15 protein-coding genes and 1 pseudogene are annotated in these 14,982 nt (G+C 75.5%); 8 read left to right on the top strand and 8 right to left on the bottom strand.

Going from position 1 to position 14,982, the window contains the following annotated elements; all coding sequences use genetic code 11:
- Positions 1–36: 36 nt before the first annotated feature.
- Complete coding sequence (locus tag ACI798_RS06580) at positions 37–633, top strand: helix-turn-helix domain-containing protein (protein ID WP_456943278.1); 597 nt, start codon at positions 37–39, stop codon at positions 631–633.
- Here ACI798_RS06580 and ACI798_RS06575 read toward each other — a convergent pair.
- From ACI798_RS06575 to ACI798_RS06555, 5 genes are read right to left on the bottom strand one after another with little or no spacing between them, the layout of a single operon-like run.
- A complete protein-coding gene (locus ACI798_RS06575) occupies positions 630–1,601 on the bottom strand; it encodes a quinone oxidoreductase family protein (RefSeq protein ID WP_456943279.1) in 972 nt (323 codons plus the stop codon). The genes ACI798_RS06580 and ACI798_RS06575 overlap by 4 nt on opposite strands.
- A gap of 17 nt (positions 1,602–1,618) precedes the next feature.
- Positions 1,619–1,978 carry a hypothetical protein gene (locus ACI798_RS06570; RefSeq protein ID WP_457047517.1) on the bottom strand — a complete coding sequence of 120 codons (360 nt, stop codon included), beginning with the start codon at positions 1,976–1,978 and terminating at the stop codon, positions 1,619–1,621.
- Entirely contained in the window at positions 1,975–2,853 is an 879-nt protein-coding gene (locus tag ACI798_RS06565) for a DODA-type extradiol aromatic ring-opening family dioxygenase (RefSeq protein WP_456943281.1), read from the bottom strand. Before ACI798_RS06565 ends, ACI798_RS06570 begins: the two co-directional genes overlap by 4 nt.
- Positions 2,846–3,667, bottom strand: a complete 822-nt coding sequence (locus ACI798_RS06560) for a citryl-CoA lyase (RefSeq protein WP_456943282.1) — start codon at positions 3,665–3,667, stop codon at positions 2,846–2,848. The genes ACI798_RS06565 and ACI798_RS06560 overlap by 8 nt, the downstream gene beginning before the upstream one ends.
- The gene (locus ACI798_RS06555) at positions 3,664–4,857 is read right to left on the bottom strand and encodes a CaiB/BaiF CoA transferase family protein (RefSeq protein WP_456943283.1); all 1,194 of its coding nucleotides are present in this window, start codon (positions 4,855–4,857) and stop codon (positions 3,664–3,666) included. Before ACI798_RS06555 ends, ACI798_RS06560 begins: the two co-directional genes overlap by 4 nt.
- Before the next feature lie 211 nt (positions 4,858–5,068).
- On the opposite strand from ACI798_RS06555, the gene ACI798_RS06550 reads away from it, so the two are divergent.
- The 5 genes from ACI798_RS06550 (at position 5,069) to ACI798_RS06530 (ending at position 10,457) form a co-directional block, all read left to right on the top strand.
- A complete protein-coding gene (locus tag ACI798_RS06550) occupies positions 5,069–6,562 on the top strand; it encodes an amidohydrolase family protein (RefSeq protein ID WP_456943284.1) in 1,494 nt (497 codons plus the stop codon).
- A gap of 8 nt (positions 6,563–6,570) precedes the next feature.
- On the top strand, positions 6,571–7,389 hold the full coding sequence (locus tag ACI798_RS06545) for an IclR family transcriptional regulator domain-containing protein (protein WP_456943285.1): 819 nt from the start codon (positions 6,571–6,573) through the stop codon (positions 7,387–7,389).
- Positions 7,390–7,418: 29 nt separating this feature from the next.
- Entirely contained in the window at positions 7,419–7,988 is a 570-nt protein-coding gene (locus ACI798_RS06540; protein WP_456943286.1) for a hypothetical protein, read from the top strand.
- Between the two features lie 111 nt (positions 7,989–8,099).
- On the top strand, positions 8,100–8,702 hold the full coding sequence (locus tag ACI798_RS06535; RefSeq protein WP_456943287.1) for an acyl-CoA-like ligand-binding transcription factor: 603 nt from the start codon (positions 8,100–8,102) through the stop codon (positions 8,700–8,702).
- A gap of 84 nt (positions 8,703–8,786) precedes the next feature.
- The gene (locus ACI798_RS06530) at positions 8,787–10,457 is read left to right on the top strand and encodes an MDR family MFS transporter (RefSeq protein WP_456943288.1); all 1,671 of its coding nucleotides are present in this window, start codon (positions 8,787–8,789) and stop codon (positions 10,455–10,457) included.
- A 102-nt stretch (positions 10,458–10,559) separates the two neighbouring features.
- Here ACI798_RS06530 and ACI798_RS06525 read toward each other — a convergent pair whose 3' ends face one another.
- On the bottom strand, positions 10,560–12,782 hold the full coding sequence (locus ACI798_RS06525; RefSeq protein WP_457047516.1) for a glycoside hydrolase family 3 C-terminal domain-containing protein: 2,223 nt from the start codon (positions 12,780–12,782) through the stop codon (positions 10,560–10,562).
- Entirely contained in the window at positions 12,779–13,030 is a 252-nt protein-coding gene (locus tag ACI798_RS06520; RefSeq protein ID WP_457047515.1) for a hypothetical protein, read from the bottom strand. Before ACI798_RS06520 ends, ACI798_RS06525 begins: the two co-directional genes overlap by 4 nt.
- A 197-nt stretch (positions 13,031–13,227) precedes the next feature.
- On the opposite strand from ACI798_RS06520, the pseudogene ACI798_RS06515 reads away from it, so the two are divergent.
- Positions 13,228–13,305 (top strand): annotated as a pseudogene (locus tag ACI798_RS06515) (hypothetical protein); the annotation flags it as partial.
- Positions 13,289–13,873: a DUF3500 domain-containing protein gene (locus ACI798_RS06510; RefSeq protein ID WP_457047514.1), complete on the top strand. Its 585-nt coding sequence runs from the start codon at positions 13,289–13,291 to the stop codon at positions 13,871–13,873. The pseudogene ACI798_RS06515 and the gene ACI798_RS06510, both read left to right, overlap by 17 nt.
- Here ACI798_RS06510 and ACI798_RS06505 read toward each other — a convergent pair.
- Entirely contained in the window at positions 13,780–14,778 is a 999-nt protein-coding gene (locus tag ACI798_RS06505) for a hypothetical protein (protein ID WP_457047513.1), read from the bottom strand. The genes ACI798_RS06510 and ACI798_RS06505 overlap by 94 nt on opposite strands.
- Positions 14,779–14,982 lie beyond the last annotated feature (204 nt).

Genomic DNA, 14,982 nt, shown 5'->3' with positions numbered 1-14,982 from the left:
CGCGAAAAAGGCAAACACCTTTGCCATACTGGCAACGTGACCGATCCCGACGCGGACCTCGACGCCGTCCTCGACGCGGTGGGCCCGCGGCTGCGCGAGCTGCGCCGGCAGCGCGGCGCGACGCTGACCCAGCTGTCCGAGGACACCGGAATCTCGGTGTCCACGCTGTCCCGGCTGGAGTCCGGGCAGCGCCGGCCCACCCTCGAGCTGCTGCTGCCGCTGGCCCGCGCCCACCAGGTGCCGCTCGACGAGCTGGTCGACGCCCCGGAGACCGGCGACCCCCGGGTGCGGCTCCGGCCGATCACCCGGCACGGCGCCACGTTCCTCCCGCTCACCCGCCGGCCGGGCGGGCTGCAGGCCTACAAGATGGTGCTGCCGCCGCGCTGGGGCGGGGAGCCGGACGAGCAGCGCTCGCACGAGGGCTGGGAGTGGGTCTACGTGCTCTCGGGCCGGCTGCGGCTGCTGCTCGGCGACACCGACGTCGTCCTCACCCCCGGCGAGGCGGCCGAGTTCGACACGCGCACCCCGCACTGGCTGGGCAACCCCGACGGCCGGCCCACCGAGGTGCTCGCCCTCTTCGGCCCCCAGGGCGAACGCGTGCACGTGCGCGCCGCCCCCCGGGGCCGCGGCTAGGGGACGACGACCAGCCGGACGCCCGCCTCGCCGGCGGCCTGGCGGGCCCAGGCGCCGCCGACGTCGGCCAGCGGCACCGTCTCGTGCGCGACGGCGACCCGGCCGGTGGCGGCCGCGGCGAGGACGGCACCGAGCGCGTCGCGGCGCTGCTGCGGGGTCAGCGCGTTGTTGGTGTAGCCGAGCACCTCCGCCGACCGGCCGCGCAGCACCGCCGAGGAGAACACCGCCTCGTCGCCGGACGCCCCGCCCAGGTTGACCAGTCGCCCGCCCGGCGCCAGCACCCGCGACGCCGCGGTCGCCGCCACGCCGAACACCGGGTCGACGACGACGTGCGCCCCGCCCGGGCACGCCCGCGCCAGCGCGGCGGCGAGCGCGTCGACGTCGCCGGTGAGCGGCACGACGGCGTCGGCGCCGGCGGCGCGGGCCCGCTCCCGCGCCGTGGTCGAGCGGCAGACCGCCACCACCCGCCCGGCGCCGAGCACCCGCGCCGCCCCGACCGCCACCTGCCCCACCGCGCCGCCGGCCCCGAGGACGAGGACGGTCTCCTCCGGCTGCAGCCGCCCGCGCCAGGTCAGGCACATCCACGCGGCCACGCCGGACAGGCCGATCGCCGCGACCGCGGCGTCGGGCAGGTCGGCGGTCAGCGGCACGAGGTCCTCGTCGTCGACGGCGCACCGCTGCGCCAGGCTCCCGTCGCCGGGCGCCATGCCGGCCGACGTCGCGAACCAGACCCGGGTGCCGGCCGGCAACCGCCCGGACTCCTCGACGACGCCGACGCCCTGCACCCCCGGCACGTAGGGCACCGCCGGCGCGCCGAAGTAGGACGTGCCGGACGCGCACAGCAGGTCCAGCGGCACGATCGGCGCGGCGGTGACGCGCACCAGCGTGTGCCCCGGCCCGACGGCGGGGTCGGGGTGCTCGGCGTGCTCGGGCGGCGTCCCGGGCGCGCGGACGACGGCGGCGCGCACGTCAGGTGGCCCGCACGTCAGGTGGTGATGTCGGGATAGGGCAGCGTGATGTGCTCCATCGCCTTGCCGTAGGCCTTCTGGTACTCCAGCGGCCCGTGGTCGCGCTCGAACATCGCGATGAACAGCGTGAGCGTGAGGAACGGGTGGGCGCCCATCCGGAACAGCGTCACGTGGTCGTGCTCGCGCAGCGCGCGCCGCTCGTCCTCGGTGAACTCCAGCCAGGTGGACCGCTCGTCGTCGGTGCAGTTGAGGATCTTGTTGGCCATCTCGGCCTCCCACCACTCGACCGTGCCGGCCGGGTCCTCGCGGTAGCGCTCGACGAGCGCGGGGTCGCGGTCGACGGTGAAGAGGAACTTGTCCAGCAGGTAGCGACTCATGCCGGGGCCACCTCTCCGGGGACGCCGTTCGGGTACCAGGTGAAGTAGGCCTCCATGGTGTGGAACAGGTCGAGGGTGTCGACGTGGTCGGCCTTCTGCCCCTCGCCGGCGGCGCCCATCATCAGCATGAAGTCCATGAAGCCGTGGGTGGCGTTGCCCGGGGCGTGCAGCGAGTCCAGCGACACCTCGGCCAGGCAGCCCTCGATGTCGCCGGAGGCGATCCACTCGACGGCCTTGCGGTCGAACTCCGGGTCGGGCCCGTGCTCGCCGAACTGGCGCGGCCCCCCGAGCTCCAGCGACAGGTGGCCGGTCCCGATGATCGCCACCCGCTGGTCCGACTCCCAGGACTCGACCATCTCCCGGATCGCCCTCCCCAGCTGCACGAACCGCCTCGGCTGCGGCAGCGGCGGGGCGAAGATGTTCGTGTAGACCGGCACGATCGGCAGGTCGGCCTGCGGGCGCAGCGTGATGATCGGGCACGTGATGCTGTGGTCGATCCGCAGCTCGTTGGAGAAGGCCAGGTCGAAGTCGCGGTCGAGGCCGTCGCGCAGCAGGTGCGCGGCCAGGTCCTCCTCGCCGCGCAGCGTCATCCGCGGCAGGCCGAACTCGCGTTCCTCGTTGTACCAGTTGGCGTCGAAGAAGGGCGCCTTGCCGACGAGGAACTGGGGCATGTTGTCCAGCCACAGCTGGTGGAAGTGGTCGCTGCCGACCATCACCAGCACGTCGGGCTCGGCGCGGGTGAGCGTCTCGCGGAACCGCTCGATCTTGGCCACCCACTCGTCGGCGAACGGCGGCCGGTCCGCGCCGGTCGAGGTGCTCGCGCGGTAGTAGAAGGGGTGGTGGGTCGACGCGATGACCGCGGCCACCTCAGCCATGACTGCCTCCCGGGGTCTCGGGCTCGTAGGGGTCCGGCGCGACGGAGCGGTTGTGCAGGTCGACGGACAGGAAGACCTCGTTGGCGACGGGACGCCTGATCTCCTCGGCGAGCTGGCCGATCAGCCCGGCGGTGCGGGCCAGCAGCGCGAAGCCGCGCAGCAGCTCCAGCGGCAGGCCGAGGTCGGCCAGCGCGGCGCCGCAGACGCCGGCGCCGTTGAGCGGCAGCGTCCTCCCGAGCACCTGCGGGTGCACCCGGCCGATCGCGGCGAACAGCGCCAGGTGCGGGCCGACCAGGCCCTCCTCGCCGGCGATCTCGAACAGCCGTGGCGTGCGCGGGTCGCCGTCCTTGTGCACGTGGTGGCCGAGCCCCGGGACGAACCGGCCGGCCGCCCGCTGCGCGGTGACCGTCTCCAGGGCGAGGGCGTCCCAGCCGGCGTCGTCGGCCGGGAGCTCCCCCGCCGACACCAGGACGTCGTGCAGGAAGCGGCCGCAGTCCTCGGTGACGCCGAGGAAGCGGGAGCCGCCGCCGAGCAGCCCGGCGGCGAGCGCGCCCTGCACCGAGTCCGGCGCGGACAGCCAGGTCAGCCGCGTGACGATCGCCGTCGGGGTGAAACCGTGGTCGGCGAGCGCGGCGAGCACCGCCTCGAACACGCGGGTCTCCCCCGGCGTGGGCCGGCGCTGGGTGGCCAGCCAGAACGCCAGCTCGCCGAAGCCGACGGTGCCCATGACGTCGCGGGCGAGGTCGGTGCCGAGCAGGGTGATCGACTCGCGGCTCGAGGCGCCCAGCGCGGTCGGGTACCCGTCCTCGGTCACGGCGCCTCCTCGCCCTCGGCCAGCCAGCGGCGGATCTCCGCACCGTGCTCGTCGAGCGCGGGCGGTGGCAAGCGGTACCGCGCCGCCGTCCCGGAGAACCGGATGGGGTTGCGGATCGAGGGGACCCCCGCGCCGTCCTCCCCCGCCGTGACGACGGGGTCCAGGCCGACCTCCTCGGCGAAGGCGACGCCCTGGTCGACGGTGTTGATCGGCCCGCACGGCACGCCCGCGGCGATGATGTCGCGGAACCACTCCATCTTGGTGCGGGTCTTCAGCCGCCCGACCAGCAGCGGGCGCAGCTCCTCGCGGTGGGCGGTGCGGTCCTCGTTGTGCAGGAACCGCGGGTCCTCCACCAGCTCGGGCACGCCGAGCACCTCGCACAGCTTGCGGAACTGGCCGTCGTTGCCGGCGGTGACGATCAGGTCGCCGTCGGCGCAGGGCAGCGGCTCGTACGGGAACAGGCTGGGGTGGCTGTTGCCCATCCGGAACGGGACGACGTCGCCGGCCACGTACGCCGAGGTCTGGTTGACCAGCCCGGACAGCGCGCTGGAGAGCAGGTTGACCTCGACGTGCTGGCCGCGGCCCGTGGCGTGCCGCTGGTTCAGCGCGGACAGCACGCCGACGGTGGCGTGCAGGCCGGCCATGACGTCGAAGACGGCGACGCCGGCGCGGTAGGGATCGCCGCCCGGGTCGCCGGTGAGGCTCATCAGCCCGGAGATGGCCTGCACGATGAGGTCGTAGCCGGGCAGCGACCGCCCGCCGGGGCCGCTGCCGAACCCGCTGATCGAGGCGTAGACGACGGCGGGGTTCGTCGCGGCCACCGTGCCGTAGTCGAGGCCGAAGCGGGCCAGGCCGCCGGGCTTGAAGTTCTCCACCAGGACGTCGGCGCGGCGGGCGAGCTCGCGGGCCGCGGCCAGGTCGGCGTCGTCGGTGAGGTCCAGGGCCACCGACCGCTTGTTGCGGTTGACGCCCAGGTAGTAGGTGGAGACGCCCTCCCCGCCGACGTCGCGGACCGGCGGCGCCCAGGTGCGGGTGTCGTCCCCGCGCGGGCCCTCGACCTTGACCACCTCGGCGCCGAGGTCGGCCATGAGCATCGTGGCGTAGGGGCCGGCCAGGATCCGGGAGAAGTCGGCCACGAGCAGGCCGGCGAGGGGGCCCTCGGGGTCGGGTCCGCCGGGTGCTGCCGTCATCGTCGCGTCGCGCTCCTCGGCGTCGGGGCTGGTGCGGGCGGACAGTCGTCCGCCGGTCGCGCCGAGTCTCGGCACCGCCGCCGAGCCGTGTCAACCGCACGGCCGCAGCCTTGACATGTGCCGCAGGTCACGAGCAGGGTGACCGCGTCCGCGACCCTCGTCCGGTGGGCGGACAGGTGTCCGTCGAGCCTGTGACGTCCGAGGAGAGTCCATGACCGAGCCCCAGACCCCGGCGCCGCAGGCCGGGCGCCCCGTCGTGTTCCGCGGCGGCACGGTGCTGACGATGGACGACGCCGGCACGGTGCTGACCGACGCCGACGTCCTCGTCGTCGGCGACCGGATCGCGGCCGTGGGCCCGGAGATGGAGGCCCCGCAGGACGCCCTGGAGGTCGACGCCACCGACGGCATCGTGATGCCGGGGATGATCGACACGCACCGGCACATGTGGCAGACGGCGATGCGCGGCTACGGCGCCGACTGGTCCCTCACCCAGTACTTCGTCTGGTACTACCTCGAGCACGGCCGGCGCTTCCGCCCGGAGGACGTCGCCGCGGGCAACCGGCTGGCCGCCGTCGAGGCGCTCGACGCCGGCGTCACCACCGTCGTCGACTGGTCGCACGGGCTGCAGACGGTCGACCACGCCGAGGCCGCCGTCGACGCGCTGCAGTCGGTGCCCGGACGGTACGTGCTCGCCTACGGCAACATCCAGGCCGCGCCGTGGGAGTGGACCGCCGACGAGGCCGTGCAGGGCTTCCTCGAGCGCCGCCGCACCGGCGCGGGCGACCTGCTCGCCTTCCAGCTCGCCTTCGACGTCACCGGCGACCCGGCGTTCCCGGAGAAGGCCGCCTTCGAGGTGGCCCGCGAGCTCGGCCTGCCGGTGACCACGCACGCCGGCGTCTGGGGCGCCACCAACGACGACGGCATCCGGCTCATGCACGAGCACGGCTTCGCGACGCCGGAGACGGTGTACGTGCACGCCGCCTCGCTCTCCCCCGACAGCTACCACCGCATCGCCGCCACCGGCGGGTCGATCTCGGTGTCCACCGAGTCCGAGCAGAGCGCCGGCCAGGGCTACCCGCCCACCTGGCAGGTGCGCGCGCACGGCATCCCGGTGTCGCTGTCGATGGACACCAGCGTGTGGTGGAGCGGCGACCTGTTCTCCGCGATGCGCACGACGCTCGGCGCCGACCGCTCGCGCGAGCACTTCGAGGCCCACCTCAAGGGCGAGACGGTGACCCACCTGGCGCTGCGCGCGCAGCACGTCGTGCAGTGGGCCACCCGCGGCGGGGCGACGGCGCTCGGCCGCGACGACCTGGGCCGGCTGGTCCCGGGCGCGAAGGCCGACGTCGTGCTGATCAAGAACGACGCCTCGCCGGTGTCGTTCCCACTGCTGAACCCCTACGGGCACGTCGCCTTCCACGCGCAGCGCGGCGACGTGCACACCGTGCTGGTCGACGGGCGGGTCGTGAAGTCCGACCACCGGCTGGTCGGCGTCGACCTGGCGGCGGTCCGGCGCGAGGTCGAGGCGACCGTCGAGCACCTGCGCGCCGACATGGGCGAGGACGTCTGGACCACCGGGATGGACCCGGAGCTGCCCTCGGGCGAGGTGCTGGACAACCCGTACCAGTACACCGACTACCGGTCGGAGAGCACGCACGCCGCCCGCGAGGAGGCCTTCGAGCGGCACCTCGCCGGGGAGCGCTGAGGGCCGTCGTGGCCGGGCGCGGTGAGGGGCCGGACTTCGTCGAGGCGCTGGCGCGGGGCCTGGACGTGCTCACCTGCTTCGACGCCGACCACCCGGCCATGACGCTGTCGGAGGTGGCGTCCGCCGCGGGGCTGGCCCGGCCGACCGCGCGGCGGCTGCTCCTCACGCTCGAGGAGCTGGGCTTCGTGCGGTCGGCCGGCGGGGTGTTCTCGCTGACCCCGCGGGTGCTGTCGCTCGGGATGGCCTACGTCGGCGCGCTCGGGCTGTGGGACCTCGCCCGGCCGCACATGGAGGCGCTGGTCGCGCGGACCGGCGAGTCGTCGTCGATGGCGCAGCTCGACGGGTCGGACATCGTCTACGTCGCGCGGGTGTCGGTGCCCAAGCTGATCGCGCTGCGGGTCGAGATCGGCACGCGCTTCCCCGCCGTCCAGACCTCCCAGGGCAAGGTGCTGCTCGCCGCCCTGCCGGCCGATCGGCTCGAGGCCACCCTCGCCGAGCCCAGCCGCTCGGGCCTGCCGCCCTACATCGGGCGCACGGCCGAGCAGCTGCGCGAGGAGCTCACCGAGGTGCGCGCCCGCGGCTGGGCGCTGGCCGACGAGGAGCTCGCGCCCGGCGTCCGCTCGGTCGCCGTCCCGGTGCGCGACGGCACCGGCGCGGTGCGGGCGGCGATGAACGTGACCGTGCACGCCGCCGAGACCTCGACCGAGCGACTGCTGGCCGAGCACCTGCCGGCCCTGCTGCGCACCGCCGGCGAGGTGAGCGCGGACTGGGCGCGCTGGCAGTCCCGCCCGCACGTGGAGGTGGACCGGTCGCGCTCCGCTGGATGAGACACGGCCGGATCGGGTACTCCCGGTCCATGAGCGGGAAGTCGGCGGAGGACTACGCCCGGGACTACACGGACCCCGAGCTGCGCGAGCGGCTCAAGGAGGAGATCAAGGCCGGCGACAGGGGCGGGCGGCCCGGCCAGTGGAGCGCCCGCAAGAGCCAGCTGCTGGCCCACGAGTACGAGGCCGCCGGCGGCGGCTACCGGCACGAGGGCGAGCGCAGCGAGTCGCAGCGGCACCTGCAGGAGTGGACCGGGCAGGACTGGCACACCGCCGACGGCGGCGACCGCGCCCGCGGCGAGGGCGGGACGAAGCGGTACCTGCCCGACGCCGCGTGGGAGCTGCTGTCCGACGAGGAGGAGCGGGCCACCGACGAACGCAAGCGCGGCTCCGGCGAGCAGCACGTGGCCGACACCGACGCCGCGAAGGAGGCCCGGAAGGCCGCGGAGCTGGTCGACGCGAAGGCGACCGAGGCGCGCGCGAAGGTCCGGGAGATGCACGGCGACTCCCAGCTCGACCGGGCGGAGAAGGCGGAGCGCGAGCTCGGCGCGGGCCGCAAGACCGTCCTCGAGGCGATCGAGCGGCAGCGCGACCGCGACTGACCCGGGCCCGGGTGGCAGAAATGGCCATCCCTGCCGCCCGGGCCCGCCGGGACACGCCGTGCACTGCGTGCAAGCTTGCGCGGACTGCACGTTTCGGCCGATGATCGGGGGGTGACCTCCGGACTGCGCGAGCGCAAGAAGCTCGCCACCCGCTCGGCACTGCACGCCGCCGCGCTGCACCTGGTCGCCGAGCGTGGGCTCGACGCCGTCTCCGTCGACGACGTCGCCGAGCGCGCCGGCGTCAGCCCCCGCACGTTCTTCAACTACTTCGCCACCAAGGACGACGCCGTCCTCGGCCTCGACCCCGCCGACTCGGCCCTGCCCGCCGAGCGGTTCGCCGCCCGCCCCGCCGGCGAGGACCCGGTCACCGCCCTGCGCGCTGTCCAGGCCGAGCAGGCCGCCGCGATGGCCGAGGAACCCGCGGGCGTGTGGCCGCTGCGGCTGCGGGTCATCGACCAGCACCCCGTGCTGCTCGCCCGGCTGCACGCCGCCTTCGGCGCCTCCGAGCGGGCGCTGGCCGACGCCGTCGCCGCCCGCACCGGCACGCGGGTCGGCGTCGACGCCTACCCCACGCTGCTGGCCGCCGTCGCCGGTGTCGCCCTGCGCACCGCGCTGCACCGCTGGCTGTCCACCGACTTCACCGTGCCGCTCCCCCACCTCGTCGACGAGGCCTGGGACGTGCTCGCCGCCGGGCTGCCCGCCCCGCGCTCCTGAACCCTCCCGAGCGGCCGGCGCCGTCCGCTCCCCTCTCGGTGCCGCGCGCCCGCGGCACCGCCGTACGACCGAAAGAGGACCTCCGTGCAGGCCCCGCCCCCCGACTCCTCCGCACCGCCGATCGTCCTGACCCGGCGCCGCATCAACCTGGTGTTCTCGGCGCTGCTCGCCGGCATGCTCGTCGCCGCCCTCGACCAGACGATCGTCTCGACCTCGATGCCGACCATCGTCGGTGAGCTCGGCGGCGTCTCGCACATGGCGTGGGTGACCACCGCCTACCTGCTGGCCACCACGCTGGTCATGCCCGTCTACGGCAAGTTCGGCGACCTGTGGGGCCGGCGGACCCTGTTCCTGGTCGCCATCGGCCTGTTCACCGTGGCCAGCGTCGGCGCCGCGCTCGCGCCGGACTTCACCTGGTTCGTCGTCTGGCGCGGGGTGCAGGGCCTCGGCGGCGGCGGACTGATGATCCTGTCGCAGGCGATCATCGCCGACATCGTCCCGGCCCGGGAGCGGGCGACGTACATGGGCCCGATCGGCGCGCTGTTCGGCCTGTCGGCCGTCGCCGGCCCGCTCGTCGGCGGCTTCTTCACCGACACGCCCGCCCTGGGCTGGGAGTGGTGCTTCTGGATCAACGTGCCGGTCGGCGTGGGTGCCTTCCTCGTCGGGTGGTTCGCCCTCTCCCTGCCGCGCCGGCGCAGCACCACCCCGCTCGACGTCGCCGGGATCGTCGCGCTGTCGGCGACGACGACGTCGCTGGTGCTGTTCACCGACCTCGGCGGCAGCGACGGCTGGACCGACCCGCTGACCCTCGCGCTGGCCACCGCGTTCGTCGTCTGCGCGGTCGTGTTCGTGCTGGTCGAGCGGCGCGCGGTCGAGCCGATCGTGCCGCTGGGGCTGTTCCGCAACCGGACGTTCGTCGTCGCCACGGCGCTCGGCATGGCCGTGGGCCTGGGCATGTTCTCGGCGATCGCCTTCATGCCGACGTTCCTGCAGATGAGCTCGGGGCTGTCGGCCGCGAACTCCGGCCTGCTCATGCTGCCGATGACCGCCGGGATCATCCTGACCATCCAGTCCTCGGCGGCGGCCATCCTGCGGAACGGCCGCTACAAGCGGTTCACCACCGCCGGGGTCGCGGTCATCCTCGCGACGATGGTCTGGATGACCACGCTGGCCGGGGACACTTCGCTGTGGACGATCGGCGCGATGTTCTTCGCGCTCGGCTGCGGGCTGGGGCTGATCATGCAGAACGTCGTGCTGGCCGCGCAGAACGCCGTCCCGGCCACCCAGATCGGCACGGCCACCTCGACGAACAACTACTTCCGCGAGGTCGGCGCCACCCTCGGCGTCGCCGTCTTCGGGACGCTGTTCACGACCCGGCTGGCCGAGAACCTCACCGGCGCGCTGACCGGCAACGCCGAGCAGGCGGCGGCCGCGGGCATCACCTCCCCGGACACGCTGGTGCCGTCGGCGGTCGACGCCGCCGGCGACCCGCTGCGGACGGCGATCGTCGACGCCTACGCGGACTCGCTCGCGCCGGTGTTCTGGTACCTGGTGCCGATCCTCGCCGTCGCGCTGCTGCTGTCGTCCGCGCTCAGGGAGATCCCGCTCGCCGAGCAGGCCGGCATGGTCGCCCGCGGCGAGGCGGTGGAGTCCGAGGAGGAGCTCGCGACCCTGCTGCGGGCCGGCGCGCAGGCCGCCGTCCCGGCCCCCGAGCCGGCCCTGACCAAGCGGGACGACGACCCGCTGCCCGTCTGACCCTCCCCGGGGTGGCAGGAATGGCCATCTCTGCCGCCCTCGGACGGGCGCTGAACCCCGGTGGCCCAGGACCGCGCAGGTCCCGGGCCACCGGCGTTCACGTCACCGGGCGCCGCGGGCGGCGGCGGTCTCGGCCATCAGCCGGTCGAGCAGGTCCTGCGGCAGCGCGGCGCCGAAGTCGGTGGCGAACCGGCGCATCGGCATCGACCCGATCATCCGCAGCATCATCGCCTGCTCCTCGGGCGAGGCGGCGTCCGCGGGCATGGTCGCGGTGAGCGCCTCCACCAGCGCGGGCCCGGCGGCCGGGTGGGTGAACCACTCGCCGACGGAGGAGTCCATCGTCAGCACCCGGACCAGGTCGTCCCCGGGCAGCGTCACCACCCGCTCGGCGAGCACGGTCCCGGCGTCGGCGCAGACCTGCACCGCGTACTCCCCCGGCGCGACCACCCAGCCGGACTCGACGACGTCCCAGTACGCGAACGCGCGCCGGCCGAGCTCCAGGGTCACCTCGCGGCCCTCCCCCGGCCCGAGCGCCACCTTGGTGAACGCGCGCAGCTCCCGCAGCGGGCGGCGCACCGGCCCGGCCGTCGTCGACACGTACACCTGGACGACGTGCCTGCCGGCCCGGTCGCCGGTGTTCGTCACGGTCACCGAGGCGGTGGCGGTGTCGTCGCCGGTGGGCTCGACCCGCAGGTCCGACGTCGTGACCGTCGTGTACGAGAGCCCGTGCCCGAACGGGTACCGCACCGCCCGGCCCTGCGTGACCAGCCCGCGGTAGCCGACCAGCACGCCCTCGCCGTAGACGACCCGGCCCTGCTCGCCCGGGAAGGAGAGGAAGCTCGGGGAGTCCTCCAACCGCAGCGGGACGGTCTCGGCGAGCCGGCCCGACGGGTCGGCGACGCCGTACAGCAGGTCGGCCAGCGCGCCACCGCCGGCCTGCCCGAGCAGGGCGCCGTCCAGGATCGCGTCGACGTCGTCGTGCCAGCCCTCCAGCGACACCACCCCGCCGTGGGAGAGGACGACGACCGTCCGGGGCGCCGCGGCGGCCACCGCGCGGACCAGCTCGACCTGGTCGGCGGGGAGGTCGATCGTCGTCCGGTCGAAGCCCTCGGACTCCTCGGCGTCGGTCAGGCCGAGGAAGACCACGGCGACCTCGGCGTCGCGGGCCAGCGCCACGGCCTCGTCCCGCGACGCGGCGGCGTCGTCACCCGAGCCGGGCGCGAACGGGAGCTCCCGCCCGGCCAGCGCGCGCATCGCGTCGAGCGCGGACTCGACCCGGGTGGCGGTGACGTTCGAGCTGCCGCCGCCCTGGAAGCGCGGCGTGCGGGCGAACTCGCCGACGACGGCGACGCGGGTGCCCGGGGACAGCGGCAGGGTGCCGCGCTCGTTGCGCAGCAGCACCGCGCACTGCGCGGCCAGCTCGCGGGCCAGCGCGCAGTGCGCATCGACGTCGACCTCCCCGGCCGGCCCGCCGGCGTACCGGGCCAGGGCGGCCACCCGGGCGGCGCTCGCGTCGACGTGCGCCTCGTCGAGCTCCCCGGACCGCACCGCCTCGACCACCCGCCGGTTGCCGGCGCCGCGGTCGCCGGGCATCTGCAGGTCCAGCCCGGCGGCCAGCGCCGCGGCGCGGTCGTCGACGGCGCCCCAGTCGGAGACGACGACGCCGTCGAAGCCCCACTGCTCCCGCAGCACCTCGGTGAGCAGCCAGCGGTTCTGCGACGCGTAGACGCCGTTGACCTTGTTGTAGGCGCACATGACCGTGGCCGGCGCCGCCTCGGTGACCACCCGCTCGAAGGCCGGCAGGTGGATCTCGCGCAGCGTCCGCTCGTCGACCTCGGCGCTGATCCGCATGCGCTCGGTCTCCTGGTCGTTGGCCGCGAAGTGCTTGACCGAGGCGCCCGCGCCGGCGGCCTGCTGCCCGCGCACGTGGGCCGCGCCGAGGACGCCGGACAGCAGCGGGTCCTCGGAGTAGTACTCGAAGTTCCGCCCGCCCAGGGGCGACCGCTTGACGTTGACCCCCGGTCCGAGCACCACGTGCACGCCCAGCGCCCGCGCCTCCCGGCCGATCGCCGCGCCGATCCGCTCGGCGACCGCCGGGTCCCAGCTGTTGCCCACCGCCACCGCGGGCGGGAAGCAGGTGGCCGGCAGGTTGCGGGTGATGCCGGGACCGCCGAAGTCGCCCTCCTGGCGGCGCACGCCGTGCGGGCCGTCGGTCAGCACGAGCGAGGGCAGCCCCGCCTCCTCGACCGGCGGGGTCGACCAGAAGTCCTGGCCGGAGAGCAGGGTCGCCTTCTGCTCGAGGGACAGGCCGTCGAGGTCGGTCACGGGAGCTCCTGCGGGTCGTCGGCGCCGGCGTACGCGAACGAGCGCACCACGAGCGAGCCGCGGGCGCACCACACGCCGCCCAGCCGGCCGGTCATCCCGCCGGCGACCTCCGTGGAGACGTAGCGCCCGTCCAGCCGGCCGAGCTCGGCGAAGCCGCCGGGCCTGACGACACCGGCGACGACGACGTCCGGACCGAGCGTGGCCGAGGAGAGGTGGCCGGCGGCCGGCTCGGTGCGGATCTCCAGCACCGCCTCCGGCCCCGCGGCCGCCTCGCCCAGGACGAGCGCAGCGGGCCGACCTGCGCCACCGCCCGCACCCGGTCGCCGTCGACCCCGACGTCGAGGTGGTGCCGCCCGTGCTGCCGGCGCGCGGGTCGTCTGCGTCGGGCTGCGGGTGCAGACCCGGGTCGACGGCGAGACCGTGCAGGACGCCCCGCACCGACGAGATGGCCTACACCGTCGGCGACACGCTCTCCCTGATCAGCCACACGTTCACGCTGCGCCCCGGTGACCCGCTGGCCACCGGCACCCCCTCCGGGGCCGGGTACGCCCGCACGCCGCCGTGGCTGGTGCAGCCCGGCAACGCGACGAGCGGCACCTGGCCGGCGCGTTCCAGGAGAACCGGGTCATCCCGGTCGGGGGGGCCGGGTCGCCGACCTGCCCGAGGGCGCCCGGCAGCGGGTGCTCGACGTCGTCGCCACCTTCATCGCGCCGCTGCCCGCCGGTCCCCGGACCGCGCGGCTGCGCGAGGTCGCAGACCACCTCGACGAGACCTGGTTCTCCTGGATCGGCGGGCACGGGCCCGGCGACGTCTTCTACTGCCGGGTCCGGTCACCGGTGGTCGTCGCCGAACTCGACCACCACTGCGGCGTCCTCCTCGACTCCGACACCCCCCCAGCCCTTCCCCGTGCACACCGTGCTGCGCACCCCGCACGGCGACGACTACGGCCGCGCCTGGGTCCGGCCGTTCCGGGAGCACGCCGGCGACTGAGCGGGCCTCAGCCGGCCTCTTCCTCGTCGTCCTCGTCGTCGTCCTGCTGGGCCTCGCCCGCCTCGTCGTACCCGTCCGCCGGGCCGGCCATGACGGCGTAGAGGTCCTCGAGGACGTCGAGCGCGGTGTCGACGTCCTCCGGCGCGCGGTCCGCGAGCGCCCCGAGCGACTTCAGGCGCTCCTCGGTGAGGAACTCGGGCAGCCGCTCGAGCAGCGTGGCGACCGCCTGCGGCCCCTGGCCGGTGAGCGCCCGGCCGACGCGCAGCAGCGCCCGGACCGCGGCCGCGCCGCGCCCGCCGCCGAGCAGCTCGCCGGCCTGGTCGAGGTTCTCCTCGGCCAGCACCCGGTCCAGGCCGGCCGTCACCCGCTCCACCCGGCCGTCCCCGAGCACCTCGCCGGCGCGGTCGACCACCTGCGGCAGGCGGTCGTCGGCGAGCAGCACGTCGAGCCGGGCGAGCAGCCGGCCGATCCGCTCGTCCTTCGCGAGGTCCAGCAGCCGGCCGAGCCGCTCGTCGGCGGCGAGGTCGAGCAGCGCGTCCAGCCGGTCGAGCCGGTCCGGTGACGCCAGCCGGTCGACCGCGGCGCCGAGCTGCTGCAGCCGGCCGGAGGACAGCAGCCCGTCGAGCGCGTCGAGGGCCCGCGGCACGACGTCGGCCCGCGCCCGGACCGAGTCGGCCACCCGGGACATCCCCGCGATCCGGTCGGGCGTGAGGACCGCGACCAGCCGGTCGGTCAGCGCGGCCACCGCGGCCGTCCGCTCGGGGGTCAGGACGCCGGCGATCCGCTGCACCACGCCGGTGGCCGTGTCGAGCACGTCCGGGGCCGCGGCCGCCGCCCGCGCCACCGCGGGGCCGACGCCGTCGAGCAGCGTCCGGGTGCTGCGCAGGACGTCGTCGGCGACCGGCAGCAGCGTCTCCGCGCGCGGCAGGGCCGCGCCGAGCGTGCGGACGGACTCGACGAGGGTCCGCGGCAGGTCGAACAGGTCAGCGGGATCAGGCAGGCGCACCGGCCCTCCCTACCCGCCCGGTGACCCGACTCACTCCCGGACGCGCCGACGGCGGTGCCACCCGGTCGGGTGCCCCGCCCGGCGGTCGTGCTCTGCCCCCGGTCGTGGGGGGGGGGGGGGGGGGGGGGGGGGGGGGGGGGGGGGGGGGGGGGGGGGGGGGGGGGGGGGGGGGGGGGGGGGGGGGGGGGGGGGGGGGGGGGGGGG

The organism is Geodermatophilus sp. SYSU D01045 (assembly GCF_054050295.1).
This window is presented reverse-complemented; position numbering and strand designations above follow the sequence as displayed.